Genomic DNA, 25,976 nt, shown 5'->3' on the forward strand with positions numbered 1-25,976 from the left:
TCACCTCTCCAGGCGTACCGGGACCTTCACCTGCTGGAACACGGATTGGAGCACGCTGCCGACCGTGGCGCCCTCCATCCGCGCCTCCGCCTGCAGGATGATCCGGTGCCCAAGCACAAAAGGCGCCAGGAACTTGATATCGTCGGGGATCACGTAATCGCGGCCCTGCAGCAGGGCGTAGGCCTTGGCCGCCTGCACCAGCGCCAGCGTCGCACGCGGGCTGGCGCCCAGGTAGATCGACGGATTCTCCCGGGTGAGCCGGATGACCGAGACGAGGTAATTCGCCACCGCTTCGTCGAGGTGCACCTGCTTCACCAGCGCCTGGATGGCCAGAATCTGCCCCACCTCGGCCACGGGCTCGAGGGAGTCCAGGGGATGGGCCACACTCTGCGACACGATCATCCGGGTCTCCGTCTCCGCGTCCGGATAGCCCATCGAGAATTTCATCATAAATCGGTCGAGCTGGGCTTCCGGCAGGATGTAGGTCCCTTCGAAGTCGATCGGGTTCTGTGTGGCGAGCAGCAGGAACGGCTTCGGCAGCTCATGCGTCTCTCCGTCCACGGTGATGTGGCGCTCTTCCATCGCCTCGAGCAGGGCCGACTGCGTCTTCGTCGTCGCCCGGTTGATCTCGTCGGCAAGCAGAATATGGGTCATGATCGGACCCGGGCGGAACAGGAACACTTCCTCCTTCGGGTGGTAGATCGACACGCCGGTTATATCGGTAGGCAGCAGGTCCGGGTTGCATTGAATGCGCCGGAACTGGCCGTGAATGGACTTCGCCAGAGCTTTGATCAGGACGGTTTTGCCCGTACCCGGGACATCTTCAAGCAGTACGTGCCCGCCGGCCAGCATGGCGGTGAGCAGCAGTAAAATTTCATCGGTTTTGCCGAGGATGCAAGCTTCCAGGTTGGATTGTATACGCTTCAGCACGGCAAGTTCCCCATGAGTGACAGTTTCCATTGACGTCCGGCCTCCTCCATAAGATGGTACAAACTATATACGCAGCAGCAGACAAAAGGTTATGCGTGCAAGCGATTTGACATCAAACTGTAATATTAACGCGAAAAACGCCTGTTTTGCGCGCATAAAGTCCCAGAGTTCTATTGTACAGGATGGCGTGCGGGCAAGTATACGGATAAAATGGATGAATTCTTTTGGCAATTTCTACGTTTGAAGCCATGGCAAAAAGCCCCCGGGGCCCTTCACGGAGGCGCCTCGGAAGCTATGGGGAAAAAGCGGACGGAACGTATGGCGGCTTCGCCCGGCCCGGCCTCTTCAGCCTTGCGGCCTGAAGGCCAGCGCCGCCAGGAATGAGAAGATGATCGCCGCCGAGATGCCCGCCGACGTAATCGAGAAGATCCCGGTGATGATGCCGATCGGACCGTCCTCCACGAGCTCGGTCAGGGCCCCGTGCACCAGCGCGTTCCCGAAGCTCGTGATCGGCACGGTCGCTCCGGCTCCGGCGAATTCGATCAGCCGGTCGTAGACGCTCTTGCCGCCGGCCGGAATGCCGTCCAGCAGGGCGCCGGCGACCACCAGCGCACTCATCGTATGGGCGGGCGTCAGCTTCTTCACGTCAATGAGCAGCTGGCCGATCACGCAGATTGCGCCGCCGACCAGGAACGCCCATAAGTACTGCATGGCGTCATCCATTCTGCACTTCTCCTCTCTCGATGGCCACCGCATGGGCAATCCCCGGGATGCTCTCTCCCTGCTGGAAGGATAGCGGCGAGAGCAGCGCCCCCGTGGCCACCACCAGAATGCGGTTCAAATCTCCCTTTCTTAATCGCTTCAGGAGCGGTCCGTAAGTGACGGTCGCCGAGCAGCCGCAGCCGCTTCCCCCTGCCTGGACGTTCTGCTTCTCGAGGTCATAGATGAGTTTGCCGCAGTCCTGATAGACGGTCTGCGTCATATCGAGCCCCCGCTCCCGGAGCAGGTCGCAGGCGATGTCGTACCCGACTGTGGCCAGATCGCCCGTCACGATCAGATCGTAATATCCAGGCTCCCTGCCGAAGTCCCGGAAGTGCGCGGTCAGCGTATCCACCGCCGCCGGAGCCATGGCCGCGCCCATGTTGAACGGGTCCTTGATCCCGAGGTCGACGACCCGGCCGATCGTCGCCCCCGTCACGACGGGGCCGCTGCCCTTCAGCCCGAGCACGGCCGCCCCTGCTCCCGTTACCGTATACTGCGCGGTGGGAGGCTTCTGGGAGCCGTATTCGGTCGGATAGCGGAACTGCTTCTCCGCCGTGCAGTTATGGCTGCAGGTGCCGGCCATGACCCGCTCCCCGAAGCCCGAGTCGACGATCATCGAAGCGATGGCCAGCCCCTCCATGGAGGTGGAGCAGGCACCGAAGATGCCGAGGTACGGAACCTGCATCGTCCGCACGGCGAAGGAGTTCGAGATGATCTGGTTGAGCAGGTCTCCCCCCACATAGAACTGGAGCTGCTCCTTCGGCATGTTCGCATGCTTCAATGCCAGCTCTGCGGCTTCCTCAAGCATTTTTTTCTCGGCCTTCTCCCAGCTGTCCTGTCCGATCAAGGTATCCTCATGGACCACATCGAACTGATCCCCGAGGGGCCCCTTGCCTTCATCCGGCCCAACGACGGACGACGTGCCCAGAATGACAGGCCGTCTCTTGAATTCCCAGCTTTGTTCCCCGATCAGCATCGGTCAGCCGACCCCCCATCCGAAGATCCAATGCACGATACCCACGAAAAAGGCGGCCACGACACCGAACACGATGACCGAGCCGGCCAGTTTGAACATATTGCCCCCCACCCCAAGCACGAACCCTTCGCTCTTGTGCTCCAAGGCGGCCGAGCAGACCGAGTTAGCGAATCCCGTGACCGGAACTGCCGTACCCGCGCCGGCCCATTGAGCGATCTTGTCGTACACGCCAAAGCTTGTCAGAAGGACGGAAATGATAATAAGGACGGCCACCGTCGGGTTGCCCGCCGTCTCTTTGGTAAAACCGAACCCGTGGATGAACAGCTCCATCAAGCCTTGTCCGATCAGGCAGATGAACCCGCCGACCAGGAACGCCCGCAGGCAGTTGCGCAGAACCGGACGGGCCGGCTCTTTCGTTTTGGCGAATTCCTGGTACTGCTTTTTGTTCCATGGGGTCTTTCCGTTTTTCACATTCGTTGCCATGGGCTGAACACTCCTTTCTTCGCTGCCTACTCCCGCATGCCATCCATTCTATCGTTCTCAACCCGCCGGATAATGTCTCCCAACATAGAGGCGCATTCGGCATAGACCCCGTTCGTATAGCTGCTGTCCGTATGCTGTCCCTGTGCTATCAGGTAAGTCTCACACTGCTTCAAGGCGGTCAGAAGACCGGAGGGGGCCTGAAGGACCGGCGGCTTGTCACCATCCTCGTACAAATCAACATACAGCTTCCCCTTGGCGTCGATCTGGGCAAGAAAGACATCCTGTACCGTTAAGCCCTGCTTGTCCAGTTCTCCAAACAGCCATTCCCGAGTCATGCCCATGCTGCACAGAGCGTCGTCCATCAGATGACCGTCCATAATGACGGCCTGCGGGATGCATTCGTCCGCGGCGCCCGCGTCTTCCGGCTTCAGCATTCTGGCCTCTTCCTTGGTCAGAATGCTGAGTTCCCCGCTGGCCTCCAGCATAGCGAACTCCACATCCGCCAGACGAAACACCTTCTTCGCCCTCAATTCCTCCATCAGCTCGTCTGAAGAAAACCGCTCTTTCCGAAGGTTTTCCTCCAGCACCTTGCCATGCCGGATGAAGACCGTTCCCTTGCCTTCAAGCACGTCCCGCAGCCGCTTGCTCTTTAGTGTGAGGTGTTCTAGGAACAAAGGAACCACGAACCAGACCAGCATAGCGGTAAGACCGTGAATGAAGTGGGCCTCGAGCTCCGTCGAAATGAACCCGGCCAGCTCCCCTATAACGATCCCCGTGATGTACTCGAAGAAGCTGAGTTGGGAGATCTGCTTCTTGCCCAGCAGACGCGCGATGGTGAACAATACGGCGACGGCAGCAAGCGAGCGAAGGCCAATATGCCACCAATCCTCCATAGGTACCCTCCCTTTTCCGGCAGTACGTTGCAACATATACATTATGAGCCTCGCCTGTCCAAGTTATGGGTGGGAAGAAGATGCAGCTAGGGAAAAAATAGGGGCGTTGATCCCACTTAGTCTGCGGGCAGCGGGCGGGAGGGCACAGGGCTTCCTCCCCCGCCCGGGATGGCGCACTGCCTACAGGAAAAGCAGCAGCACGATCATCAGCAGAATAAACAGCACGAGAATCAAGACTATCGATTCGAACAGTTCCACCGGCGGTCCTCCTAAGCAGCGCAGTCTACTATGCCGTATCTCATGCTATGCCGGCAGGCGGACATCGGCCCGGGCGGCTGCCCAGCCTGCAAAAGAGGCGCCGCTGCGCTGATGACATGCCTGCCGCCATGGGCCGGTGTGGTTCAGGCCCGGCGGCCCGCGGGTAAACAGGAGCTATAGAATGAACTGCGGCGCTTCGCCCAGCCTTAAGGAGGGAATTCCGATGATCACCTGGTCCTTTCTGTTCCTTCTGGTGGCCGTCGCTGCGGGGATCTTCGGCTTTCTCGGCATCGCGGGAACAGCGGCGGGTATCGCCAAAATGCTGTTCATCGCGTTCCTGATCCTTTTCGTGGCGAGCTTTTTTACGGGACGAAAGGGCAGAACATGACCCCTCGCGGATCGGCACTGCTTGTCTTCATCTGACTGGAAACGATATGGGGTTGTACAAATGGATGCGTATGCAAGAAGCAGAATTGATGTCTGCCTGAATCACAAAGGCCTCACGCCGGCAATGCGGCGGAGGCCTTCTTTTGTTGCTTTTCGGGAGGGTCCGGTCATGGGCCGGCGGCAGCTTAAGGTGTATTCTAGCGGTCTGTATAAGCCTGATCGGAACGGTTTAAGTTCAGCGGATGCGGCGGAATACCCAGATGCCCTGCGTACGGGCGATCAGACGGAAACCGCTGCGCACCAGGCAGCGCAGCGCGGGGGCCAGACGGCTGCCCGGCGCTATCAATGCCGCGCAGGGAGCCGCGCTGCCGATGACGCTGCTGCCGGTGATGATACGGCGGCCTGTCAGCGGATTGCGCACCACGCTCAGCGTGACGACATCCGGCGGCTGGGGAATACGGGGAGTTGCCATCTCTCTCATCTCCTTCCCTCTCAGGATAATTCAGTAGATGAGAGAGAAGAGAGATTGGTAACGGACGAATATGGAGAGGACGCCAAATTGATGCATTCGTCACAAATTTCGGGAAGAGTGATGAAGAATGGGAACAAAGGAAAAAGGACCCCTTGCGGAGTCCTTTCCAACGGTGAAATGAATTTGGTATTGCCTTGAACCTCGACCTCGCTTCGGACTACCTCACCCACACTACTGCAGTACAGGACTACATTAACGTGTCTTTGGCACATCCCTCCGCTCTATTTCGAGTCAGAAGCAACTTCCTGATACTCCATTGATGCACTCAACGGTACCACACCTCGCTCTTTCACCGTTGATATTATATTGCACCGGAAGCACGCCATCTATACCTGCCCCCGCAAAAAAAGATCCGGCCCGCTCATTCCTTCACAATCACTACAGTCCCGAGCGGCAAATGCCGGTACAGCCATTCGATATCCCGGTTGTGCATCCGGATGCATCCGGAGGAGGCGCTGTGACCGATGGAATACGGCCGGTTCGTGCCGTGAATGCCGTAGGTGTATCCCCCGGTGCCCGGTACACTCAGCCCCATCCACCGGCTGCCGAGCGGATTGGCCGGATCGCCGCCCGGAATTTGTTTGCGGATATACCACGGCTTCTTGATCTTCGTGATGATATGGAACGTTCCTGCAGGCGTCAGCCAGCTCCTCCGGCCGGTGGCCACGGGAAAGGTGCGGTAAGGCGCACCGTTCATGTACACCGTCAGCCGGTTCGTTTTCTTGCTGATCACGACGTAGACGCCTTCCTCCTGCAGTCCCGGCGGCGGCGCATCATTCTTCTGTGCCGGACCGGGCGCAGGAGCGGCCGCACTCACGGGAGAAGCGGAAGCGGACCCGCCCCATACGGCGGACAGCAGGCATACCGCCAGCATCCCCATCAAAAACAGCCCCCTGAAGGGGGCCTGCGAACGATGTCTGTTCAAGAGAAGGTCCTCCACTGGAAAGTCAGGCATGGAATCCGGCCCTTGGGTCCCGGACTCCCCTATCTTTCCACTGGACCTCCCGCTTATTCCTTTTCGAAGGGAGGGACCGAGCTGTACGGCTTCGCTGCAGGCGCTTAAGCCAGCTGCTTGATGGCCCCCGCCACCTGCCGGGCGATATCTTCATAATCCCGGCTTTCGAGGACCAGCGGCTCGCCGAACGTGACGGTGGCCCTGGAGAACCAACCTCCCGCCGCGCCCTGGATCAGCACCGGAACGACCGGGGCCCGGCTTTTGGCCACGAGAAAGCCGATCCCTTTCTTCGGATCCCCCATCTCCTCCGACTGCGAACGGGTGCCTTCAATGAACAAGGAAAGCAGGCCGCCCTCTTCGATCAGCTTCAGGGAATGCTTCAGGGAACGCAGATCGGCAACTGCCTCGCTTCACCGGGAAAGCCCCCATCTCCGTAATAACCCAGGCGCCAAGCTTGCTGCGGAAGAGCTCTTCCTTCGCCATAATATGCATCTTGCGCGGCGTATGGACGCCGACCAGCAGCGAATCATAATTACTCCTGTGGTTCATCGCCAGAATGCAGCCCCCCTCGGGGATATGACGCACACCCTTCACCTGGATGCGGAACCTCAGATAAAGCCACAGCTTGACGGCGTTTCGTATTATCCAATAGACCACGTTCACTGCTCCTACTCTTCTATAAATGGAATCATGCCTCCGGCTGTCATGGCAGCCGTCCCCATCATAGCATATTTCCGGGGGAAGGAAACCTGCTAAGATAAACGGCTTCGCCGTCAGATAACCATTTGGGCATTGAAAAAAGAGACCGTGATCGCCCCGCGCTCACCGTCTCCGCCGCTTATGTAATGGTGCGCGGCCGTTCCCTTCCTCCCTAAGGAGGAATCCGCTGCCGCTTGCCCCCTGGAGTCAGCAGGCCGAAGGCCCTGCTCCGCCGGCCTTAGATGCGGCAGAGCTCCAGCGGGATGTCGGTTCCGCCAACCATGTCCTTGAAGAACGCTTCGTCCTTGACCGTGATGTAGCCCTTCTGGAAGTCCAGCGCGCCTTCCGCACGGTATTCGGAGATGAGCCGGTTCACGCTCTCCCGCGTGGACCCGATCATGTGGGCCAGGTCTGTATGCGTCAGTCTCATCGAGATCCGCACCCCGCGCTCGGTGCGGATGCCACAGGAGCTCGCCAGTCGGATCAGCGTGGCCGCCAGGGCGCCGCTCTTGCCGTACAGGAGCAGATCGCGCAGCTTCGTCTGGGCGGCTCTCTGCATCAGGCTCTGCCACTTCACGAACTCGACTGCGAAGTCGCCGCTGGATCTCATGAGGTTCTCCAGGTCGCTCAGGGCGATGACGCCGAGCGTCGCTTCCGCCAGGACGACCGCGTCGTAACCGAAGCTCATGGCGCCCGGGTCGCCAAACTCTCCGAACAGGTCGCCCGCCTGGGCGATCTGCAGGATGATGGACCGTCCGTCTTCCGTCGACTTCATCAGCTTGACCGCGCCTTTTTTGACAAAATACAGCTTGTCCGCCGTATCGCCTTCCCAGAACAGGTGGGAGCCTTCGGAAGCACGCTGGAGAACCATAACCTTCTCCAGACGCTCCATATTGGCGGAGGACAGGAACTGCGGAATGTGATAAGGGCGCTCGGTCATCGTCTGCTTTGTCGCGGTTTGCATGGGGATCATCATCCTTTGTTTGAAAGTTGGGTCCTGCGGGTTTTACCGTTTGTTGTCGTTTCTTGGAGGTCTGACCGCTCTTTTGTCGTTAAACCCATACTAACAGACCTATTTTAGGAAACTGTTAGGATCGAATTAAAAGAGTGTTATTTTGCACGGTTTCCTCCCGCGATTGTTAAAAAGCCCCCTTGCCCCGCGCCTCAGGATAAAAAAATGGTAATGATCCCGCTTCAAATTGACGATAATACAAAAACAGGAAGCCTAAACCACCGTCAGGGAGAGTGGGACCATGAACCCCAAAGAAGTAAAGATCATGTTATGCGACGATTCCCTTCTTGTCCGCAAAAAGCTGAAGAGCGCACTGGAAGAGCAGGGCTACACCGGCATTCTGGAGGCGTCCGACGGCCTGGAGGCCGTTGCGCTCTGCCGGGAGCAGAAGCCCGACCTCGTTCTTATGGATATTGTTATGCCCCGCAAGGACGGCATTGAAGCCCTAAAGGAAATCAAGGAATTCGACAAGAGCATCCATGTCGTGATGGTGTCCTCCGTGGGAACACAGGGCAACCTCATCAAGGCGCTGAAAGCCGGCGCGGATAACTTCATGCAGAAGCCCGTCACGATCGAAGCACTGAACGAGCTGATTCACAAAATGGCCCAGGATCGGAGAGAAGCGTGATGTTCGCACAATATTTTGGCCAATACCTGCTGTCTCAGGGGCACCTGACCTCCACCCAGCTCTATGAGGCGCTCACCGCCCAGAAGGATGCCAGACCGAAGCTCGGCGTCCTGGCCATCAACCACGGCTGGATGACCGGCTCCCAGGTGGAAGAAGTGCACGCGGAGCAGATGAGCCGCGACAAGCGCTTCGGGGAAATCGCCGTGGAGCAGGGCTACCTGACGGAAGAGCAGGTGCAGGAGCTGCTCCTGTCCCAGAAGAGCGAGCACCTTCTGCTCGGACAGACCCTCATCGACCAGGGGCTGATGACCTACGACTCGTTCTCTGAAGTACTGGGTGCGTTCAAGGAGGCCTACAGCCTATCCAGCGACCAGTTCTCCTCCATCCTGCAGGGCAATGTGGACGCACTGGTGTCCGCGGTCCTGCTCAAGGACGGGCTGCCGGCCGGCGAATGGCTCTCCGGGTATGTCTCTCTCTTCGCCAAGAACCTCATCCGCTTCGCGGATACGGGCGTCCGGCTCGAGATGGCGATTGCCCCCCGGCCGAGCGTGTACGACTGGGTCTTCTCCCAGGAGATCACCGCAGAGGGAACCGCGGAAGCCGGCTACACGGCTGTCGCGGGGAGCCAGGAATCGATGCTCCGCCTCGCCTCCCGTTTCGCCCAGGAGACGGATCTCCGCGCCGGACGAGCTGTTCGAAGCGGCGGCAGGCGAGCTGCTCAACCTGCACAACGGCATCTTCCTCGTCAATATGTCGGACCGCGGCACGGAGCTCAGCATGGAGCCGCAGCACACGGCCCGCTCCATCCCGGAAGACACGCTCGCCAAGCTTCAGGCGATCCGCATCTACGGTACGGATTATGAGGTCGATCTGCTCATCTCCGATCTGACTCCGCTGCTCCGTCAGCCGTCTTAGTCTTATATAGTAAGAAGAGAAAGAGCACGCCTTGCCCGATTTACAATAAGCCCCGCGCCGGTCCGGATGATGTATGTCCGGGGCGCAGGGCTTATTTGTGCTGCCGAGCCCCTGCGGATGTCCTCCCGGTTTCGGGTACCGCTCGAAGGCTTGCCGGCGCTTGATCTCCCGGAGATTGGTTTAAGTAACGGTAGAACCCCTTCCCTGTCCCTCACGGGGAAGCAGCCGAAACGACAATCTCCCAGGAAGTGGAGGATGCCCATGAACAAGCTTATCTCACTCACCTTAACCCTGGTCTTCCTGCTCGGTTCACCGGTGTCGGCCGCCGATGTGCCCCCCAAAAGCGGCGCAGTCCAGGATACGGCCGGAATGCTGTCCGGCAGGAGCCTGTCCGCGCTCGAACGCGCAGCCGAAGGCCCCTACTCCTTTCATGTTCTGACCGTCGAGAGCCTCCAGGGCCGCCCGGCCGATGCCTACGCCACCTCCGTCTACCGGGCATGGAACCTGCAGCGCGAGGACGTGCTCGTCCTCCTCTCGGAGAGCGACCGCCGCATCGAAGTCCAGTTCGAGAATCCCGGCCTGCAGCGCCGGCTCGATGCGCTGCCCGCCGACTACGACCGGGACGGGCTGCGCGAGAGCTCCATCGACGAGTGGGTCGGGGCGCACTTCCTGCCCCATGCCCAGCAGGGCGACTTTGCCGCCGGGCTGCTCGAGCTGATGCAGTCCGGCCAGCAGCTCGCCTCCTCCGTGCCGGCCACCGGCACCCCATCCGGGGCCGGCACGGCGGCCGGCGTGAGCCCGGGCTTCGGCGGGCTCCTGCCCCTGCTGGCCGGGGGCCTCGTCCTGCTGCTCGCCGGCTGGTTCGTCATGGCGCTGCTGAAGCGCCGCCGGCTCTCCGCGCTGCAGGAGGAGCTCACCGGATCGGCGAAGACGCTGATCGTCGAGATCAGCCGGACGCAGGAAGCGCTGACGCCGATCCGCGAGCTGTATCCCGGCGAGCGGACCAGCGAAGCCGCCGATCGGCTCGAGGAGGAGCTGACGGCGCTGTCGGCCGAAGTGCAGGGCCGCCTCGAGCGCATCAGCGGCTATGCCGTCCCGCTGCTCGGCGCAGGCTCGGCCGCACGGGACCTCGAGGCGGTGCGCGCGGAGCTGGCCGCCTTCCGCACCCGCTTCGAGGAGGCCCGCCGGGAGGTGGACCACCTTGCCGGACTCGACCGCTCCATCTCCGAGGAGATCGGGAAGCTGCAGAGCAAGGCGGCGGCGGCCGAGGCCCGGGTGGCGGAGCTTTCCGCCCGGCACGGCCTGCCGATGGACGAGCTGAAAGCGGACCTGTCCGGCATGCGGGAGGAGCTGGAGCGCTCCTCCGCGCTGCAGGTCTCGGATCTGCTCGCAGCCGAGCAGGAGGTGCTGCCCCTGCAGGAGAAGCTGGCCGCGGTCCGCAGCGAGCTGGACAAGCTGCCGGGCTATCTTGAGGAGCTCGAGCGGCTCCCCTCCCGGATCGAGACCCTGCGGGCCGAGACCGGGCGCGAGCTGGCCGCCTCGGGGCTGCGGCCGGCCGAGGCGTGGGACCCGTACGCTCCGCTCGCGGAGGCGCAGCGGTCCGGCGAAGCGATGAGGCGGGCGCTGGAGCGCGGCTCCCTCGAGGAAGCCGGCAGCGCCTCGGCCGCCATCGCCGGCCTGCTGGAGCGGGCGCGCGGCGAAGCGGCCGGCCGGGCCGCCCTGCGGGATGCGGTAACCGGCCGCCTGCAGCAGATCGAAGCGGCGCTGACGGCCTATGCCGCGGCGGACCGCACGTACCCGGAGGAGCGGACCAAGGCCCAGGCCGAGTTCGCCGAGAAGCACTGGGGCCCGGCGGAGGAGAGCTACCGCTCGCTGAAGACGGCGGCAGCCGGGCTGCGGCAGGGCCTCGAGGCGGCCCGGCCGCTGGCCTCGCCGCAGACTCAGGCGTATACGGAGGCCGGCCGGCTTACAGAGGAGCTGCTCCTGCGGCTCAAGGAGGCGGAGGCGCTGTATGCGGCAGTGCTCGGCGTGTACACCGGGCCGTCGCGGCGGCTTCAGGAGCTCCGGGATGAGGAGGCGCAGGCGTGGTCGCTCTTCCGCAGCGGCAAGTCGCTGGCGGAAGCCCGCTCCCTCCCCCTCCACACCCAGGGGAACCGGCAGCTGGCGCTGCTGGAGCGCGAGCTCCACGGGCAGAAAGAGCATATCCATGCCGCGCTCGCCTCACCGCCCTACGATCTTGAGGAGCTCGCCGCGCTCATCGCGCGCCTATCCTCCGATGCGCGCGCCTATCAGGCCGGCATCTCGCGGATGGCCGAGGAGAAGGAGCAGGCGGAGCGGATGCTGCGCGAGGTGCATGCCCGGTACCAGGCCGTGGCTCTGCGGGCCGGCTCCCGGCTTACGCATACCGGCTACACGCGCAGCTATGCGGCGAACATGAGCGAGATTCAGAACCTGTTCGTGCTGGGGCTCTACGGAGATGCGCTGCAGCGGCTGGCCGCGGCCGACCAGGCCGTCTCCCAGCTGGACATGGCTTATCACGCCCTGCTGCAGGAGGAGCAGCGGCAGATCCCTGATGCGCCAGAGGTCCTCCGGGTACGGCGGAGGCTGGAGCAGCGGCGGACGTTCCTCCGGCGGCGGCAGCTGGGGAGGCGGCGGTGGTGGCGGACGCTCCTCCGGCGGGGGCGGCTGGTAGCAGGCGCGGGCAGGGCGTGCCCCCCGTGACGGCCGGCTGGCACCGCGGGCGGGGCCGCTCCGGCGCGATCCCCGGCAGATTCAGCGGGCGGTCGCGGCCCCTCTGCCGCGGGCCTCAAGAGAATCCGCCGCTTCCGGAGTCTCTCCGGGAGCCCTCACAGCAGCCGGCCTGCCGCCAGCAGCGTAAAAGCCGCCCGGTCCATGGACCGGGCGGCTTTTTGCTGTGAATGAATCATGTATGTAGCTGGCATAACCCTTGGCATAACCTGCGGGGAAACGGAACCTTTCAGCGAAGCGACCTGCGCGCCGTTTCGATCAGCGTCCTGGCTTGGTCAATACTGCGGAACGACTTGTCGATCTGTTCGGAATTCCGGTGGACTGCACGCCTGATGTTGTGGTAATGCGCTGTCGCTTTGCCAACGACATTCAAACTGACATCCATCAACTTGTCGGTTCTCTGCATTAGCTGCCCCTCATCATCCAAGAACGTTTGCATTTGCAGCACCTCCCCTAACCGGCCCTCGCTTGACGGACCTTTCCTATTTATTACCCGCCATCCCTCTGCTTGAACCACCGGACATCAAAAATTAAGGAATGATGATCCCTCAATCCTCTGCGGCCCCACCGTACCAAAGGTGATTTTCATCCCCGGCGCGTAGGCCAGGGGCGAATCCACCTGAAACCGCTCGGCGTACAACCGCTCCGCCTCATACTGCGCTTCCGCTTCCCGAAGGCTCAGCCCCCGGTCCAGAAGCCCCTGCACAAAGTCCCCGCGCTCCCCCGGCATCGTGCCGACTCCCTCCTGCTTCAGCGCGTGGAACAGCTCCTGCCGCTCCCTTCACCGGACAGCGGATCCAGAAAGTTCACCTTGTCGCTGACCCGGCACTCCACGTTCCGAAGCCCCAGCCTGTTGAAATAAGCCGGAAAGCTTAAGACCGATATTGCCGTCCCTCCCCGTCCGCTGCCTGCCGTCTTCATACAGCTTCTGCAGTACCCCAAGGGGGACCACCTCCGACGCATCCCCTTCACCGGACTGGTGACCGGCCATGCCGCCGATCCAATGCGGCTCAAAGCAGATTACGCGCCCGCCTTCCCGCACACAGCCGGCCATCCGGCCCAGCGTCCGTACGGGGTCGGGCAGATGCAGGAGCAGCGCATGGCAGACGGCCAGATCATACCGGCGGTCCAGTTCCACCTCACCCTCGAGGTCGGCTTCAATAAATTCGGCGCGGTAAAAGGTGCCCTGGAAGGCATCCCGGGCCCGCTTCAGCAGCTCCCCGGACCGGTCGATCCCCGTGTAGGTCGATCCTTCCGGAAGGAGAGGCAGCAGCTTTAGGCCAAGGTAGCCGTAGCCGCAGCCGAAATCGATCATATCGACGGGCCGGTGGAGCTTCCATACGATTCTCACGAGAAACTCCAGATAATCCTCATTGTAATAAAGGTCCCGTGTATCCCGCAGGTAGTCATACCGGTCGTCCCAGACCCATTTCTTCTCCGATGTCATGGCAGCCTCCCCGTCTCCCCGTCTTCCCGTCTTCCCACTCAAAATACATCAGGTCCTCATCATAGAACGTACCGTCATAGTGCAGCGATCTCGGCTCCGTGCCGTATACCTGAAAGCCTGCGGAAGCATACAGCCTGCACGCGCCGCCATCCGTACGGATCACGCCGAGATTGACCCTGCGGATCCCCGGCAGAAGGCGGGCCCGGTTCAACAGGGCCTCAACCAGCGCCCGTCCTGCGCCCTGTCTCCGGACCCGCGCCGTAACGTACATGCCCCAGAGGATGCCCTTGTGGCTCAGCTTCGGCTTGTCGTTCGGCTGGAAGCCGGCCATGCCGACCAGCTCCCCCTCCGCATCGAAGGCGCCCAGTACGAAGCTTCCTCTCGCTCCGGACAGGAGGAGGGCCGCCTCCTCGACGCTCTTGGACCGCCAATCCGCTTCATCCGCAGAGAAAGCGGCGGGGTGCTCTCTCAGGGCCTCCAGCCGAAGCTTCAGGAACGCCTCTGCATCCTCCGGACTCAGGGGTCTGACCGACGCCATCACGCTTCCTCCTCTCCCGTACGGCCGTGGAATACGACCTCCTGCTCCGTTTCCTCGGTCCTTCGGTACGCTTCGGCCAGTCCGATCTCGCCGGCCAGAGCCTTCGGCACCCGCTTCTGGCGGACGGAGGTACGGAATGTATGCTCAAACGGGTTCGGCGCCATCTCGATCTCCGACTTGCTGATCCACCTGGCCGCCAGTATGCCCGAGCCATCCGGGTGAAAGGACTCCGATTGTCCGAACCCTGTCCGGTACGGCGGATATTCCTGCTCCTTGCCCGCACCCGGCTCATTTAACGTCACATACAAAGAGATGCGGTCGCACAGCTTCAGCAGGCTGAACGGCTTTTGCAGCTCCTTCGCCCCCGGGATACCCAGCTCCTTCCGAATCCGCTCCTGCCTGCCGGTTTCGTAACGGTGGAATGCACTGCTTTCCTCATCCGTGCTGCCCTCGACAAAGGCGGCATAGTGCATGCTGCACAGCAGGGCGGCGTACGGATTAAGCTCCTCCACCTGATCCAGCCCCAGCCGGTAATGGGTCAGCTTGGGCAGCAGCGGATAGTCGATGAACGAGTAAGGCGCCGAAGCGCGGTCGTTCCAGACCGGCGTCTCATCGAGCCGCACCCAGCCCAGATCATGCTGATATACGGCCGTCACGAGGTCCTCGAAGTGCGGGTCCCCCTCAAAAAAAGGCCGGAAGCGCCGGGCCGCATCCCCTGACAAACGGGCATGCTCATGCTGCGCCGTCAGCACCCAGGCGTCCCCGGTATCACGTACGATCATGCGGATCCCCTCTCTTTCCTCAGCTAACCGGCTCTTGTGCCAGTTTCGTCTCATACATCTTTGGAGACAAGATAAGAATCGAGCCTCTCCGCCCGAATCCGGGTCCCTTATAAAAACGGTGGACTCCCTCCCGGTGAAACCCCAAATCGAGCTCCACCTTCCTGCACCCGTTCGCCCCCGCGATCCCGGGACAGCTCCTCGATCAGCGTACGCCCGATGCCCCTGCCGCGCATCCTCTCTTCCACGACGAGTGCCGTAATGCGGCCCACATACGACTCCTGCCAAAAACGGTTCTTGATGACCATCGAACCGAATCCGACGGCCCGCCCTTCCTCCTCCGCAATTAATCCGCAGATGATCCGCCGCGGCTCCCAAACTTCTCCGGTATACCTCAAGGGTCAGGTCCGAGTCGAGCGTTCTCCCGGGCCACAGCTCCCCCAGCAGCCCCGTCACCCGGGCCGCCTCCTCCGAAGTCGCACGGGGAGTAATCATGAAGCCTCTCCCTCTTTTGTATGTACTTTTCCTGTCACGCATCGTGTCGGCTCCTGCCTTGGCTTGATTCTTTAGTCCGAAACCAACCCTCCATGGGATGGGGTGTTCGCCGGACACTCTGCTCTTGATTAGAATTTATTCCATGGGCACCAGATCTTTTCCTCTTTTTGGAAGACAATGAACTGATGGATTGCGCATCCGCTGAACCATCCGCCAAGGCACCACTGTAACGAAACCATTTTCGTTACTTAAGTGATATCCCGTACGGTTATAAGATCGGGAGATTTTCGGAGTGCTCCCCTTCCATTGACCGCCATTTCATCCCTGGGATACAATGAGAGCAGCCTGTTTTAGCGAAAAGGTTTCGGAACAAACCAAACAAAGGTGGGTCCAGCAGCGTGAATATCAAAACCGTGGCCAAGCTGGCGGGCGTATCCGTCTCGACCGTCTCGAAGATCATCAACAATTACAGCGACATCTCCGCCGAAACGCGGGAGAAGGTGCTGGGCATTATGAAAGAGACCGGCTACATTCCGTCGAATTCGGCCAAAACGCTGGCCACCAAAAAATCGGGGCTCATCGGGGTCGTGTTTGCGGGGAAGCTCAACATCGATTTTACCCATCCGTTCTTCGTGGGGGTGCTCAACGCGTTCAAAAGGCAGATGGGTCTGCTCGGGTACGACCTGCTCTTCTTCTCGAACGAGAAGTTCCATGCCTCCGGTGAGGATTATTTGGCCCGCTGCCGGCACTTCCAGGTGGAAGGCTGCATTCTGCTCTCCGGCCAGGAGCTCGAGCCGGCCATCCATGAGCTGGACCGCAGCCCCATTCCCTGCATCGGCGTGGACCTGATGCTCTCCGGGGCGAGCTCCGGCCACATCATGTCCGACAGCGAGCGGATGGCGGCCCAGGTCGTCGAGCACTTTTTATCTGCTCGGCTACCGGGACATCGGCTATCTCGGCGCCTCGGCGTATTATCACATCTCGTCGATGCGGGAGGCGGGGCTATTGAAGTCGCTCGACCGCTGGGGACTGCCGATGCAGCCGGACTGGTTCATTCACGGCGACGACTTCTCCGAGAGCAGCGGCTGCGAGGCCATGAAGCGGCTGATCGCGGGCGGGAGCCTGCCGCGGGCCCTCTTCGCCGGATCGGATCATCTCGCGATCGGAGCGATCCGCGCGCTCATGGAACACGGCCTGCAGGTGCCGGGCGATGTGGCGGTCATCGGCTGCGACGACGTCGAGGCCGCCAGGTATGTCAGCCCCCCGCTGACAACCATCCGGCAGAACAAGGACAAGATCGGCAAGCTCGCCGCCATGATGCTCTACGATCTCATCAACAACCAGATGAGATCAAGCAGCGTTCTGGTCGAGCCGGAGCTGATCGTGCGCGCGTCGTGCGGCGCCCGCCGGGAGGGGTAGCGCCGGCGGACGCGTACCGGCGAGCAGGAGGCACGCGGGCCTGCTGCACAGCGGCGGGCCGTGCGAAGGTGGCACGCTCGACTGCGCTCGGGCATGCCCCGCGGGCCGGCTGGATGTTAGCGTGCGGGGGGCTGCCACGGGGGGGCTGCCACGAGGGGGCTGCTCCACTGCGCTCGGGCATGCCAGCAGGCCTGCTGAGTGTCAGCGTGCGGGGGGCTCTGCCACGGGGGGCTGCTCGACTGCGCTAAACCATCGCGCTTGCTGCAAGGCAGCTAGCCAAGCGCCTTCTCCTGCATCAGCTCGACTGCGTGCAGAAAGTTCCGCGAGCCCGCTGCATAACATTCGAGCGGCTGCTCCACTGCGCTCGGGCATGCCCAGCGGGCCTGCAGGATGTCAGCATTTCCACCCAGAAACCAAATAACGGAACTCAGATGTCTTATTTGCCTGAAAAAGAAGCCCTCGCAGCAAATAGCGGAACTACGATTCTTTATTCCGCCTTTTATGCCAGCAGAACCCCCTCTAGGCGTACAATAGCGCATCTGAGTTCCGTTATTTTCATTTTCACCTTGCATTGGGCCCCGATAACGCATCTGAGTTCCGTTATTTCAACCCGGGCCCGGGAGGTCACCCCAGAACTGCCAGTCCGAGCACAAAAATACACCTTGCTCTCTGCCACTCTCCTTCTCCCCGGCTGCCTTTCCTCTCTACTCCTACTCCTACACTCCACCGCTCAGCTCAGCCGCTCTCGCTCTCCATCGCTGCCTCCTCCGCTCTGCATTCTCACTTCACCGCTGGTTCCCCCTCCCTCTACCCTGCTCTTCTGTCCATCTCCATTCCCCCATCCCTGCACTCCCCTGACTTCCCTCTACTTTCCTCTCTACTCCTACTCCTCCGCTCCACCGCTCAGCTCAGCCGCTCTCGCTCTCCATCGTCGCCGGCTCCGCTCTGCATTCTCACTTCACCGCTGGTTCCCCCTCCCTCTACCCTGCTCTTCTGTCCATCTCCATTCCCCCATCCCTGCACTCCCCTGACTTCCCTCTACTGTCCTCTCTACTCCTACTCCTCCACTCCATACTCTCCAACTCAGCCTTACTCGTTCTCCCTTTCCTTCACCGTCCCCCTTGACTTCCCTCTACTACACTTTTTCTCCTACTCCTCCCCCCACTTTCCATCTCAGCCGCTCTCGCTCTCCATCGCCGCCCGCTCCGTTCTGCATTCTCACTTCACCGCTATTGCCCCCTCCCCCTACCCTGCTCCACTGTCCATCTCATCTTCCACTCCCCCTGCTTCCAACTCTCCCTCACTCCCTCCTCACTCCCTCCACTTTCCCTGCTTTTCCTCCCAATGCTCCAGTTCCATCACCATCCCCCCGCTGCCTCCCCCGCCCAAAAACCCATAAGTCCTCCCCTCTGCTGTACCCGTCCCCGCCCCCGCAAACGCCAAAAGAGCCAACATCCGAAGACGTTGGCCCCTGGCAAATCGGTTTCCTACTCAGTCCATCCGCGGGACGTGACCGTCCCCTTAGTGCGTGTACGTGTACTGCGGCGAATCGTACTGCGGGCCGGACTTCTCGTACGTGAACCAGTACTTGAGCACGCTGCCGGCGCTGAGGCCGTCGACCGGCTGCTCCCACGTCGAACCGTTCTTCGTCATGCGGTAGTTGAGCTGCGGGCCGCCGTTCACGGTGTAATGAACGTCCACATACAGCGCGTTCACGGTCGGCGTGAACGCGATCTTCGCCTGCGTCGCACTCGTCTTCGTCACACTCGCCGTATAATCCGGCGTCGTGATCACACCGCCTCCGCCGGCGCTGTCGGTGGTCACCGTCACGGCGCTGCTGGCCGCCGAGACGTTGCCCGCCGCATCCTTGGCCGTCACGGTGAACGTGTAGGCCGTGCCGGCAGCCAGGCCGCTGACCGTCGCCGTCGTGCCGGTCACGTTCAAGCTGTTCCCGCCGTAGCTGACCGTATAGCCGGTCACGCCGACGTTATCCGTCGAAGCGTTCCACGACAGGGAGACGCTGGAGGACGTTTTGCCCGTGGACACGAGACCGCTTGGAGCCGACGGGGCGACCGTATCCCCACCGCCGGTGCCGCCGCCGTTCCCGGTATTGAAGCTGTTCGCCGGCACGCTGACGGAGGTGCCGTCCGAGAAGGTGACGGTTTTGGCGCTATTACTGAAGTTGTAGGCGACATAGGTCTTCACGCCGCCCTTGTTGAAGACCGCCGCGGTCGGTGAATTCGCCGTGATCGCCGGATCGGCGTTGCCCATCGCGTCCAGGTTGTAGATCCAGTGGTACGCGTTCGCCTTGGAGTTGCCGGTCTCCGGTCCGCCGGAGCCTTCGGCCCCGCCTGTCGCCATGGAACCGACACCCGCCGCGAACTGGTTCTTGGCGTCCGCCGGCGAGGAGATCGCGCGGTACATCCAGATCAGGTCGCGCCAGATATCCCAGTTCGTGCCGCCGTTCTCGCTGACGAGGGCGTTGTAGTTTTTGGCCGCGTAGCTTGGGTAGTGGGTCAAATAAAGATGCCCCGCGGTGATCGGCAGCCAGTTGATGCCGTGCACCTGCTCCGGATTGGCGGTGAACCAAGTAGCGTTGGCGCCCTTGCCGCCCCAGATCATCGTCACCACCGACGGCGTGTAAGCGGCCGGGTGCGTGTTGTCCTGCACATCGAACCAGTAATCGTTGATCGCATTCATCTCCGTCGTGTACAGATAAACGCCGAGATCGCGGATCGTCGTGTTGCCCGTTGCTTCGCCCCACAGGATCAGACCTGCCCACGCATTCATCGCCTCGGAGGAAGACTCGTTGTTGTTGCCGTCGCCGAATCTCGCATGGCCGGAAGCCCAGGAATGGCCGGCATACGGGTCAAAATTGCGCAGGAACGGGAACATCGTGTCGCTGCGGTTCCAGTTCGCAATGTCGCGGACGAGCAGCTCGACCATCGGTCCCCAGCTCTGCGCCCAGGCCTTGTCGGTGCGTGCAATCTCCGCCGCCGCCTTGATGTAGTAGCCGTAGTGGAAATGGTGGTCGTTCAGCTCGCCGTCGCTCCCGAAGCTCGCGGGATAGCCGATCAGCGTGCCCCAGTTGTTGTTGTAGTAGAACACGTTGCTGCCCTTGAGATGGCCCGACGCATCGCTCGCCTTGAACCAGTCCTGCAGACGGCTCTTAATCTCGCTGCGGAACTTGGCGGAGGCGGTTGTATCGCCGACCTGGTCGGCGATCGGGGCGAGGGTGGCCAGCTTGCCGAGCCGCTTGCCGAGCCAGTACGTATCCGTGCCGCCCGTGTAAGCCAGCGCCTCTTCTTCGTTGATGTAGCCGCCGAGGGTGGTTTTGTTATACGTGCCCTTATCGGGCAGCGCCGGCAGGACGCCCGTGAATTTCATGCGGGTGGTAAAAGACGCCCCTTCCCCCGTCTTCATGGTGCCGCGCACGGAGTTGTACGTGTATGGCAGCAGGGCTTGGGAGGAATTCTTCCACTGGTGCGGATACAGGGCAAAAATCGTCCCCGTCTGCGTGCCTTCCTTGGCCGACGTCGTATAGTTGAACGTCGTGGTCACTTCGCCGGCAGCCGCGTTGTAGCCGTAGCTGATCTTCGTGTCGGTCACGTGGGAATAGGCGTACTGCTTGAACTTGTTCAGCGTGGCCGCGGTATTATCGGGCTGCGCCGCGATGGAGAAGTACGTCTTGCCGTTCAGCGCGTTCGTCAGCGCATTCGTTCCGATACCCGACCAGGTGCTGCCCGTGGGGCCGAACAACCCGTAATGCGCGCCTTCGATCGTAATGCCGAGCACGCTGCTGCCGGCGCTGCCGGACCAGACAGTCGGCGGCGTATAGAACTTCAGCTGCGGGTTGCCGCCGCCGAAGTTGAAGTAAACGTACGGGGAACCGTGTCCGTAAGACACGTTCATGGAGCTGGCCCCATTCTGGTACTGCGCCTTCACGAACCAATCGCTGAAGCCGTCCACCTTCGCATCCGTGAACGTGCCGCTGCCCGTATGGCCGACCGTGAAATCGTGAATGTCGTTGATCCAGCCGCAGACGCAGGACGAGTTCGCCGTGATCCGCCCCGATGGATTATAGATCCGGAAGCCGTCGCTCTGGTTCTTGACCGCCAGCGGATGGGGATACTGGGCCTCGGAATGCTGCACCCAGGCCAGCGAGCTCCACCAGTCGTTGGTCGGCATCTTGCCGGTCACATTCCCGGTTTTGTAGATCTGCGCCTGCACATCCGCCGCCCCTGCGGGCAGAACGGTCGAGTAGCTGCCCGCGCCGAGCGGCACTTCGCCGGTGAACGCCTGGCCGGTTCCCGGTAGCAGCCCGGCAGCCAGTACAGTCGCAAGAGCCAGCGATAACATCTTCTTTTTCATAACAAACCTCCTTGTGAATGGTGCACCTGTACAAAGTGACGATAAGCTGCGTTCGTGCCTTATTCCCTCCCTCCTTGCTTCTGCCCACATTAGGAACAGGGCTCATGACAGCGCTGTCAAAAATAACTCTTGAACCTCAGGGATTACGGAGGAATCACCCTCCCGGGTGACCGGAGAGCAGGCATATGTCCAAGGGGTCATTTCGAGAACAGTTCCGAAACCCATTTCGCTGTCACCCTCTTCCCACCCTGCGAAACGCCTTCCCCTCTGACACCATCCCCCTGCTCAGTCCCACTCTATCACCCGAAACTGTTTTCGTAAATATGGACCTGAAAAACCGTTCCCCAACCTAAAAAACGGGCACCCTCTCGGGCTGCCCGCCAATTCTTCCAGCTGTACCGCTTCTCATCCGCTCATCTGCCGCCCATCTCCCTGCTCCCGCAGTCCTGCCCTTCCTGAAGGCACGTACGCTGCCTCTTAGAGCCGGTCCCCCGCCCAAACAACCGATGGACCCGCTTTCCGCTAGGCACGATCCGCCCCCTTACCCATGGCCTCCGTCACGCCGCTCCCCGGATTTCCCTCCGTGCCACAAGGCCAGCAGCTCCCGCTCCCGTGCCGCGGACAGTCCCGCCTTCCAAGCATCCCCTTCCCCGCGGTGTCCGTGGTAACGCACGGTATCTCTGACGGTCTCCTCCACCGGCCGGAAGGTCAGCCCCGCCTGCACAGCCTTCGAGTAATCGGCCTGGAGCATCCCCCTGAACTCGGATAGCTCTCCTTCGGCAGGAAGCCAAACCGGCATATCGCTCCACCCCCGCACTCCCTGCTCGGCCAGGAAAGACTCGCCGCACCAGGTAAACACGGCGCTGCTCCCCAGCGCTTCCCTCGCCCGCTCAAGGAGCTCCCTCATCGTAAGCCGCACTCCCGGCCCCGCTGCGTTGTACACGCCGGTCCGTCTCGCTTCGGTCATGGCCACGGTCCACTCCGCCAGGTCCCGGACATCGATGAACTGCACCTCGCTGTCCCCCTGGCCTGGGCAGAGAATTTCCCCGCCGCGGCTGATGCGCACCGGCCAATAAGTGAAGCGGTCCGACAAATCCCTGGGGCCCACGATCAGCCCCGGCCGCACGGTGAGGACCCGTCCCGGCATGAAACTCTCCAGTATTTGTTCGCAGCGCGCCTTCAAAGCCCCGTAGTGGTTCGGAATATCCTCGATCGATTCGTCCTCCAGCTCCCTTACGTCCGAATGCTCGTGATTCAGCGGCACGCTCAGGTCCTTGTAGACCGAAATGCTGGAGATGAAGGTGTACACCCCCACCCGGTCCGCGAGCTCTTGTCCCGAAGCCCTCACGAGACGGGGCAGATAACCGCAGGTATCGATGACCGCATCCCATGTCCCGCCCCGCAGCACGTCAAGCCCACCGTCCCGGTCCCCGTAGAGCTCTTTCACTCCGCTGTGCACGCCTTTGGCCGTCTGCCCCCGGTTGAAGGTCGTTACCTCATGCCCCCGACTCAAGGCGGACAAGACCACCTCATAGCCCACAAAGCGGGTTCCTCCGAGCACAAGCAGTTTCATGAAGCACGCTCCTCTACACAAAAAAATATTTGTACATAATACTATTTTATTATGTAATCCCGCTTCTCTGCAATCCTTTTTTGGGGAACCGGCCGTGCATGCCCGTGCCGGACCACGGCAAACAGCCCGGACATCCTCCGCTGCTGCGGAAGACTGCCCGAGCTCTTATCGATCCTTGCGTTACACCTTGACAAGATCCTCGCTCTTGACCTGAAGCGGAGGCGGGATCAGCCAGCCCTTCTCCTTGTTCATCCGGAGAATGCGGGTGGAGATCGCCGCCTTGGTCGCATGGTACTTGGCGAACAAGGCGCCGATGTCCTCACGGATCGACATGCCCATGACCTGGCTGCAGGCCACGAGGCCCATCGATTGGTCCGCGGCAATCATCGCCGCGATCTCCGGATCGCCGAACCGCGCTCCCGCCGGAATGCTCTCCAGCTCCACTTCCGGCCGGGCCGGCAGCGCCGGGGCCGGCATAATGCCGTTATGCATCAGCAGCTCGTCGCATTCTTTGGACTCCAGCCTCGCCTGGTCGAGAATGTCGCCCAAAATGGATTTCAGCGTCCGGTCACCCGCATGGTTGCGGTACAGTTCGGTGGCCGAAATACAGCCCTTGGCTGCCATGGAGAACTGCCATACTTGATGAATCTCTCCGTAATGCATCGGTTCATGCTTGGGGTTGCCGCTGAGAATACCCATCGTCTGCACACTCCTTCGGGAAGGAATCACTTCCTGCTGCCACCCGGTTATTCTCGCCCAAGCCCCCGCTCTTATACCGCCCGCCCCCGCTTCCGCCCCCTGCATATTGCTGGGATTCCCGCCGCATACTATGCAGGAGGCTCCTCATGAGCCGTCATCCGCGCTTGGGCGGCAGTCTTCAGATTCGTACTCCCATTATCCGGCCGGCAGGTGAACGCCCGATGTCCTTGGATCACGCTTTCCTTCTTGCCATCGCCGTCTCTGCTGTGGCCGTTCTCTTCTTCGGCATTCCGCGCAGCCAGATCAGGGAGGCACTGATCTCTTTCACCTGCTTCCAGGCGCTGACCTGGCCGGTCGGTTTTGCGATCACCGGTCTTGGATGGATCACCTACCCCGTCCGGATTTTCCCCCTAGCCACGGACCTTGGCTTCCTGTTCGACTATCTCTTCTGCCCGGCTGTCTTCACCTTGTTCCAGGTGCGTTACCCGCAGGATCGGCCGCTGATGGTCCAGGGTGCCTATTATGCGGTCTATGCCGTCGGTGTCGCCCTGCTGCAGTCCTGGGTTGCTGATCACACCGGGCTTATTGACTTCAAGCGGTGGACGGCGTACAACTCTATACTGCTATATCTCGCCGAATACTGGGTCGCCAGACGCTACGTCATCTGGTTCCTCCGGCGCTGGGCGCCGTCTCTGAGAGGGGAGCGCTGACATGTATACCACGGAACTCATCATTCTGGGGGCCGCGAATCTGGGTGCGCTGCTATCCCTGTTCCTCCTCCCCCGGGGCAAAGTGCTCCAGTACCACCTTGTCTTTCTGGTTGTGAGTCTTCCCACTTGGGTGATCGGTCTTATGGTCGTGGAATGGGGCCTGCTGGCTTACCCGGTCCGGGAACTGGCCGCCATCAACCGGACAAGCTTCTGCTTTGAGTATTTCCTGCTGCCTATCGTGGCGGTTCATTATAATGCCTGGTATCCCGAGAACAAACGCTTAGGGGGAAGGGCCCTGTACCTGCTGCTGTACTGTTCGGCGCTGACGGTCCCCGAGATTCTGATCGAGCGGTACACCGATCTGCTGAGCTACCTTCACTGGTCCTGGTATATTACCTTCGTCTCGGAAGGATTTATTTTTCTGTATTCCCGGGCTGTGCTGCTGTGGTTCTTCCGGCCTTCCTCTCACCGCATGTCGTAACATACCTGCACAAGATGAGTCTGGGAGAGATGTAGAGATAAATTCTTATATTCTGCACAAAAGCCCCTTCCCGGTCCGGAAAGGGGCTTCTTTGACTTACAGTATGATTCACATCATCTTACTCTGCCCGTTCTTCTGCTGCCCTGCTTCGTAGGCATGCCTCTTCCCCAAAGGGCTGAGTCGGCTGGCCTCACGAAACAGGCGGGCCCTACAGCTCTTTCAGGAATTGATAAATCTTGTCGTTCATCCCCGGCAGGCCCTCATGTCCGAAATCAGGAAAGATTTCGAGCTTCAGCGGCGCCGTCATTTTGTTGAAGGCGGCAAACTGGGTCGAAGGGGGGCAGATCGGATCCATCAGCCCGACACCGGCCAGCGTGTCGGCCTTGATCCGCGGAGCGAGGTGCTGGATGTCGATATAGCCGAGCTTCGTGAAGATCTCCTCCTCCCGCTGGTGCTGCGGGTCGAAATGCCGGAAGTAGGTCCGCAGCTCCGCATAAGCGTCCTTCGCGAGATCCATCTCCCACACGCGCCGGTAGTCGCTCAGGAACGGATACACCGGAGCGGCCTTTTTGATGCGGGGCTCGAGCGCGGCGCAGGCCATCGTCAGTGCACCCCCTTGAGACCAGCCGGTAGCCCCTACCCGCCCGGCATCGACTTCGGGGAAGCCCATCACGATCGAGGCGAGCTGCGCGGTATCCAGGAAAATGTGGCGGAACAGCAGATTCTGCGGCTCGTCATCGAGTCCGCGGATAAAATGACCGTTATGGGTCGTCCCCTTGACGCCGCCGGTGTCTTCCGAGAGGCCCCCCTGGCCGCGGACATCCAGCGAAGCGTACGCGAAGCCGAGGGCCGCGTAGGACAACTTGTCCTGCCAGTCCCCGCTGCTGCCCGTGTAGCCGTGGAAATGCAGCACGGCCGGATGGGGCGTATCCACACCCTTCGGTCTTATGTATTTGGCATGGATGCGGGCTCCACGCACCCCGGTAAAGTACAGATCGTAGCACTCGGCGAACGGCACCGTGAAGCTTGACGGCACCAGCTCCACCTGGGGATCGACGTTTCTCATCTCTTCGAGGGCTTTCTCCCAATAAGCATCAAAATCGTCGGGGCGCGGATTGCGTCCCTGGTAGGTCTGGAGCTGGCCCAGCGGCATATCCAGCAGCGGCATAATGATCGTCCTCCTGTACATTGAGTGGCGGTATATGGAAAAGCAGGCATCCTCTCCACTCTACCTCCTGCGGCCCGCGCCTGCAATAGGCCGATGGGCGTGCGTGAAGCGCTTCCGC

Annotated in this window: 24 protein-coding genes and 2 pseudogenes; 7 read left to right on the plus strand and 19 right to left on the minus strand. The window is 61.2% G+C overall.

Annotated features, from left to right (window positions below):
- The 5 genes from PM3016_RS27500 to PM3016_RS27520 all read right to left on the minus strand — a co-directional run bounded on the left by PM3016_RS27500 (position 1) and on the right by PM3016_RS27520 (position 4,044).
- Positions 1-960, minus strand: coding sequence for an AAA family ATPase (locus PM3016_RS27500; RefSeq protein ID WP_014371694.1), 960 nt, complete (start codon positions 958-960; stop codon positions 1-3).
- Positions 961-1,275: 315 nt separating this feature from the next.
- Positions 1,276-1,641 carry a stage V sporulation protein AE gene (gene spoVAE / locus PM3016_RS27505; protein WP_014652310.1) on the minus strand — a complete coding sequence of 122 codons (366 nt, stop codon included), beginning with the start codon at positions 1,639-1,641 and terminating at the stop codon, positions 1,276-1,278.
- Between the two features lie 4 nt (positions 1,642-1,645).
- Entirely contained in the window at positions 1,646-2,668 is a 1,023-nt protein-coding gene (gene spoVAD / locus PM3016_RS27510; RefSeq protein WP_014371696.1) for a stage V sporulation protein AD, read from the minus strand.
- 3 nt (positions 2,669-2,671) lie between these two features.
- Entirely contained in the window at positions 2,672-3,151 is a 480-nt protein-coding gene (spoVAC, locus tag PM3016_RS27515) for a stage V sporulation protein AC (RefSeq protein WP_014371697.1), read from the minus strand.
- 26 nt (positions 3,152-3,177) lie between these two features.
- Positions 3,178-4,044 (minus strand): DUF421 domain-containing protein, encoded by an 867-nt coding sequence (locus PM3016_RS27520; protein WP_014371698.1) that lies wholly within the window; start codon positions 4,042-4,044, stop codon positions 3,178-3,180.
- Positions 4,045-4,525: 481 nt separating this feature from the next.
- Between PM3016_RS27520 and PM3016_RS27525 the strand changes: the two genes are divergently transcribed.
- Entirely contained in the window at positions 4,526-4,690 is a 165-nt protein-coding gene (locus PM3016_RS27525) for a DUF1328 domain-containing protein (RefSeq protein ID WP_013917885.1), read from the plus strand.
- A gap of 234 nt (positions 4,691-4,924) precedes the next feature.
- Here the strand turns inward: PM3016_RS27525 and PM3016_RS27530 are convergent, their stop codons facing one another.
- The 5 genes from PM3016_RS27530 to PM3016_RS27545 form a co-directional block, all read right to left on the minus strand.
- On the minus strand, positions 4,925-5,161 hold the full coding sequence (locus tag PM3016_RS27530) for a hypothetical protein (protein WP_013917886.1): 237 nt from the start codon (positions 5,159-5,161) through the stop codon (positions 4,925-4,927).
- A 421-nt stretch (positions 5,162-5,582) separates the two neighbouring features.
- Entirely contained in the window at positions 5,583-6,146 is a 564-nt protein-coding gene (locus PM3016_RS27535) for a L,D-transpeptidase (RefSeq protein ID WP_238540332.1), read from the minus strand.
- Positions 6,147-6,280: 134 nt separating this feature from the next.
- Positions 6,281-6,514, minus strand: a complete 234-nt coding sequence (locus PM3016_RS40935; protein ID WP_274379988.1) for a 1-acyl-sn-glycerol-3-phosphate acyltransferase — start codon at positions 6,512-6,514, stop codon at positions 6,281-6,283.
- Positions 6,504-6,833, minus strand: a complete 330-nt coding sequence (locus PM3016_RS40940) for a lysophospholipid acyltransferase family protein (RefSeq protein ID WP_274379989.1) — start codon at positions 6,831-6,833, stop codon at positions 6,504-6,506. Before PM3016_RS40940 ends, PM3016_RS40935 begins: the two co-directional genes overlap by 11 nt.
- A gap of 280 nt (positions 6,834-7,113) precedes the next feature.
- Positions 7,114-7,839, minus strand: coding sequence for a Crp/Fnr family transcriptional regulator (locus PM3016_RS27545; protein ID WP_014371700.1), 726 nt, complete (start codon positions 7,837-7,839; stop codon positions 7,114-7,116).
- A 289-nt stretch (positions 7,840-8,128) separates the two neighbouring features.
- On the opposite strand from PM3016_RS27545, the gene PM3016_RS27550 reads away from it, so the two are divergent.
- The 3 genes from PM3016_RS27550 (at position 8,129) to PM3016_RS38900 (ending at position 12,151) form a co-directional block, all read left to right on the plus strand.
- Positions 8,129-8,515, plus strand: a complete 387-nt coding sequence (locus PM3016_RS27550; protein WP_013917891.1) for a response regulator — start codon at positions 8,129-8,131, stop codon at positions 8,513-8,515.
- Complete coding sequence (locus PM3016_RS27555; RefSeq protein ID WP_014371701.1) at positions 8,515-9,378, plus strand: cyclic di-GMP-binding domain-containing protein, MshE-related; 864 nt, start codon at positions 8,515-8,517, stop codon at positions 9,376-9,378. Before PM3016_RS27550 ends, PM3016_RS27555 begins: the two co-directional genes overlap by 1 nt.
- Positions 9,379-9,691: 313 nt before the next feature.
- Positions 9,692-12,151 carry a TPM domain-containing protein gene (locus PM3016_RS38900; protein ID WP_014371702.1) on the plus strand — a complete coding sequence of 820 codons (2,460 nt, stop codon included), beginning with the start codon at positions 9,692-9,694 and terminating at the stop codon, positions 12,149-12,151.
- Positions 12,152-12,407: 256 nt separating this feature from the next.
- Here the strand turns inward: PM3016_RS38900 and PM3016_RS27565 are convergent, their stop codons facing one another.
- The 5 genes and pseudogenes from PM3016_RS27565 to PM3016_RS27585 form a co-directional block, all read right to left on the minus strand.
- The gene (locus tag PM3016_RS27565; RefSeq protein ID WP_014371703.1) at positions 12,408-12,617 is read right to left on the minus strand and encodes a hypothetical protein; all 210 of its coding nucleotides are present in this window, start codon (positions 12,615-12,617) and stop codon (positions 12,408-12,410) included.
- 84 nt (positions 12,618-12,701) lie between these two features.
- Positions 12,702-13,625: pseudogene (locus PM3016_RS27570) on the minus strand (class I SAM-dependent methyltransferase).
- Positions 13,585-14,163: a GNAT family N-acetyltransferase gene (locus PM3016_RS27575; RefSeq protein ID WP_014371704.1), complete on the minus strand. Its 579-nt coding sequence runs from the start codon at positions 14,161-14,163 to the stop codon at positions 13,585-13,587. Before PM3016_RS27575 ends, PM3016_RS27570 begins: the two are co-directional and overlap by 41 nt.
- Complete coding sequence (locus PM3016_RS27580) at positions 14,163-14,945, minus strand: DUF3891 family protein (protein WP_013917897.1); 783 nt, start codon at positions 14,943-14,945, stop codon at positions 14,163-14,165. Before PM3016_RS27580 ends, PM3016_RS27575 begins: the two co-directional genes overlap by 1 nt.
- A gap of 107 nt (positions 14,946-15,052) precedes the next feature.
- Positions 15,053-15,340 carry a GNAT family N-acetyltransferase gene (locus PM3016_RS27585; protein WP_014652320.1) on the minus strand — a complete coding sequence of 96 codons (288 nt, stop codon included), beginning with the start codon at positions 15,338-15,340 and terminating at the stop codon, positions 15,053-15,055.
- A 495-nt stretch (positions 15,341-15,835) separates the two neighbouring features.
- Between PM3016_RS27585 and PM3016_RS27590 the strand changes: the two are divergent.
- Positions 15,836-16,856 (plus strand): annotated as a pseudogene (locus PM3016_RS27590) (LacI family DNA-binding transcriptional regulator).
- 1,521 nt (positions 16,857-18,377) lie between these two features.
- Here the strand turns inward: PM3016_RS27590 and PM3016_RS27595 are convergent.
- The 3 genes from PM3016_RS27595 to PM3016_RS27605 form a co-directional block, all read right to left on the minus strand.
- Entirely contained in the window at positions 18,378-21,227 is a 2,850-nt protein-coding gene (locus PM3016_RS27595; protein ID WP_014371706.1) for a glycosyl hydrolase, read from the minus strand.
- Between the two features lie 541 nt (positions 21,228-21,768).
- Complete coding sequence (locus PM3016_RS27600; protein WP_014371707.1) at positions 21,769-22,800, minus strand: NAD-dependent epimerase/dehydratase family protein; 1,032 nt, start codon at positions 22,798-22,800, stop codon at positions 21,769-21,771.
- Positions 22,801-22,980: 180 nt separating this feature from the next.
- Entirely contained in the window at positions 22,981-23,499 is a 519-nt protein-coding gene (locus PM3016_RS27605) for a DUF3231 family protein (RefSeq protein ID WP_014371708.1), read from the minus strand.
- Positions 23,500-23,645: 146 nt separating this feature from the next.
- On the opposite strand from PM3016_RS27605, the gene PM3016_RS27610 reads away from it, so the two are divergent.
- Positions 23,646-24,209 carry a CBO0543 family protein gene (locus PM3016_RS27610; RefSeq protein ID WP_014371709.1) on the plus strand — a complete coding sequence of 188 codons (564 nt, stop codon included), beginning with the start codon at positions 23,646-23,648 and terminating at the stop codon, positions 24,207-24,209.
- 1 nt (position 24,210) lies between these two features.
- On the plus strand, positions 24,211-24,690 hold the full coding sequence (locus PM3016_RS27615) for a CBO0543 family protein (protein WP_014371710.1): 480 nt from the start codon (positions 24,211-24,213) through the stop codon (positions 24,688-24,690).
- A 208-nt stretch (positions 24,691-24,898) separates the two neighbouring features.
- On the opposite strand, the gene PM3016_RS27620 is transcribed toward PM3016_RS27615, so the two are convergent.
- Positions 24,899-25,858: an acetylxylan esterase gene (locus tag PM3016_RS27620; RefSeq protein ID WP_014371711.1), complete on the minus strand. Its 960-nt coding sequence runs from the start codon at positions 25,856-25,858 to the stop codon at positions 24,899-24,901.
- Positions 25,859-25,976: the final 118 nt, after the last annotated feature.

The organism is Paenibacillus mucilaginosus 3016 (genome assembly GCF_000250655.1).
Classification (GTDB): Bacteria; Bacillota; Bacilli; order Paenibacillales; family NBRC-103111; genus Paenibacillus_G; species Paenibacillus_G mucilaginosus.

What these genes read in the sequence shown, in the direction of transcription:
- PM3016_RS27520 (WP_014371698.1), bottom strand. Translation starts at nt 4,044, where the DNA reads ATGGAGGATTGGTGGCATATTGGCCTTCGCTCGCTTGCTGCCGTCGCC.
- spoVAD (WP_014371696.1), bottom strand. Translation starts at nt 2,668, where the DNA reads ATGCTGATCGGGGAACAAAGCTGGGAATTCAAGAGACGGCCTGTCATT.
- PM3016_RS27530 (WP_013917886.1), bottom strand. Translation starts at nt 5,161, where the DNA reads ATGGCAACTCCCCGTATTCCCCAGCCGCCGGATGTCGTCACGCTGAGC.
- PM3016_RS27500 (WP_014371694.1), bottom strand. Translation starts at nt 960, where the DNA reads ATGGAAACTGTCACTCATGGGGAACTTGCCGTGCTGAAGCGTATACAA.
- PM3016_RS27550 (WP_013917891.1), top strand. Translation starts at nt 8,129, where the DNA reads ATGAACCCCAAAGAAGTAAAGATCATGTTATGCGACGATTCCCTTCTT.
- PM3016_RS27565 (WP_014371703.1), bottom strand. Translation starts at nt 12,617, where the DNA reads ATGCAAACGTTCTTGGATGATGAGGGGCAGCTAATGCAGAGAACCGAC.
- PM3016_RS27610 (WP_014371709.1), top strand. Translation starts at nt 23,646, where the DNA reads ATGAGCCGTCATCCGCGCTTGGGCGGCAGTCTTCAGATTCGTACTCCC.
- spoVAC (WP_014371697.1), bottom strand. Translation starts at nt 3,151, where the DNA reads ATGGCAACGAATGTGAAAAACGGAAAGACCCCATGGAACAAAAAGCAG.
- PM3016_RS27620 (WP_014371711.1), bottom strand. Translation starts at nt 25,858, where the DNA reads ATGCCGCTGCTGGATATGCCGCTGGGCCAGCTCCAGACCTACCAGGGA.
- PM3016_RS27580 (WP_013917897.1), bottom strand. Translation starts at nt 14,945, where the DNA reads ATGATCGTACGTGATACCGGGGACGCCTGGGTGCTGACGGCGCAGCAT.
- PM3016_RS27595 (WP_014371706.1), bottom strand. Translation starts at nt 21,227, where the DNA reads ATGAAAAAGAAGATGTTATCGCTGGCTCTTGCGACTGTACTGGCTGCC.
- PM3016_RS38900 (WP_014371702.1), top strand. Translation starts at nt 9,692, where the DNA reads ATGAACAAGCTTATCTCACTCACCTTAACCCTGGTCTTCCTGCTCGGT.
- PM3016_RS27545 (WP_014371700.1), bottom strand. Translation starts at nt 7,839, where the DNA reads ATGCAAACCGCGACAAAGCAGACGATGACCGAGCGCCCTTATCACATT.
- PM3016_RS27615 (WP_014371710.1), top strand. Translation starts at nt 24,211, where the DNA reads ATGTATACCACGGAACTCATCATTCTGGGGGCCGCGAATCTGGGTGCG.
- PM3016_RS27575 (WP_014371704.1), bottom strand. Translation starts at nt 14,163, where the DNA reads ATGGCGTCGGTCAGACCCCTGAGTCCGGAGGATGCAGAGGCGTTCCTG.
- PM3016_RS27555 (WP_014371701.1), top strand. Translation starts at nt 8,515, where the DNA reads ATGTTCGCACAATATTTTGGCCAATACCTGCTGTCTCAGGGGCACCTG.
- spoVAE (WP_014652310.1), bottom strand. Translation starts at nt 1,641, where the DNA reads ATGCAGTACTTATGGGCGTTCCTGGTCGGCGGCGCAATCTGCGTGATC.
- PM3016_RS27525 (WP_013917885.1), top strand. Translation starts at nt 4,526, where the DNA reads ATGATCACCTGGTCCTTTCTGTTCCTTCTGGTGGCCGTCGCTGCGGGG.
- PM3016_RS27600 (WP_014371707.1), bottom strand. Translation starts at nt 22,800, where the DNA reads ATGAAACTGCTTGTGCTCGGAGGAACCCGCTTTGTGGGCTATGAGGTG.
- PM3016_RS27605 (WP_014371708.1), bottom strand. Translation starts at nt 23,499, where the DNA reads ATGGGTATTCTCAGCGGCAACCCCAAGCATGAACCGATGCATTACGGA.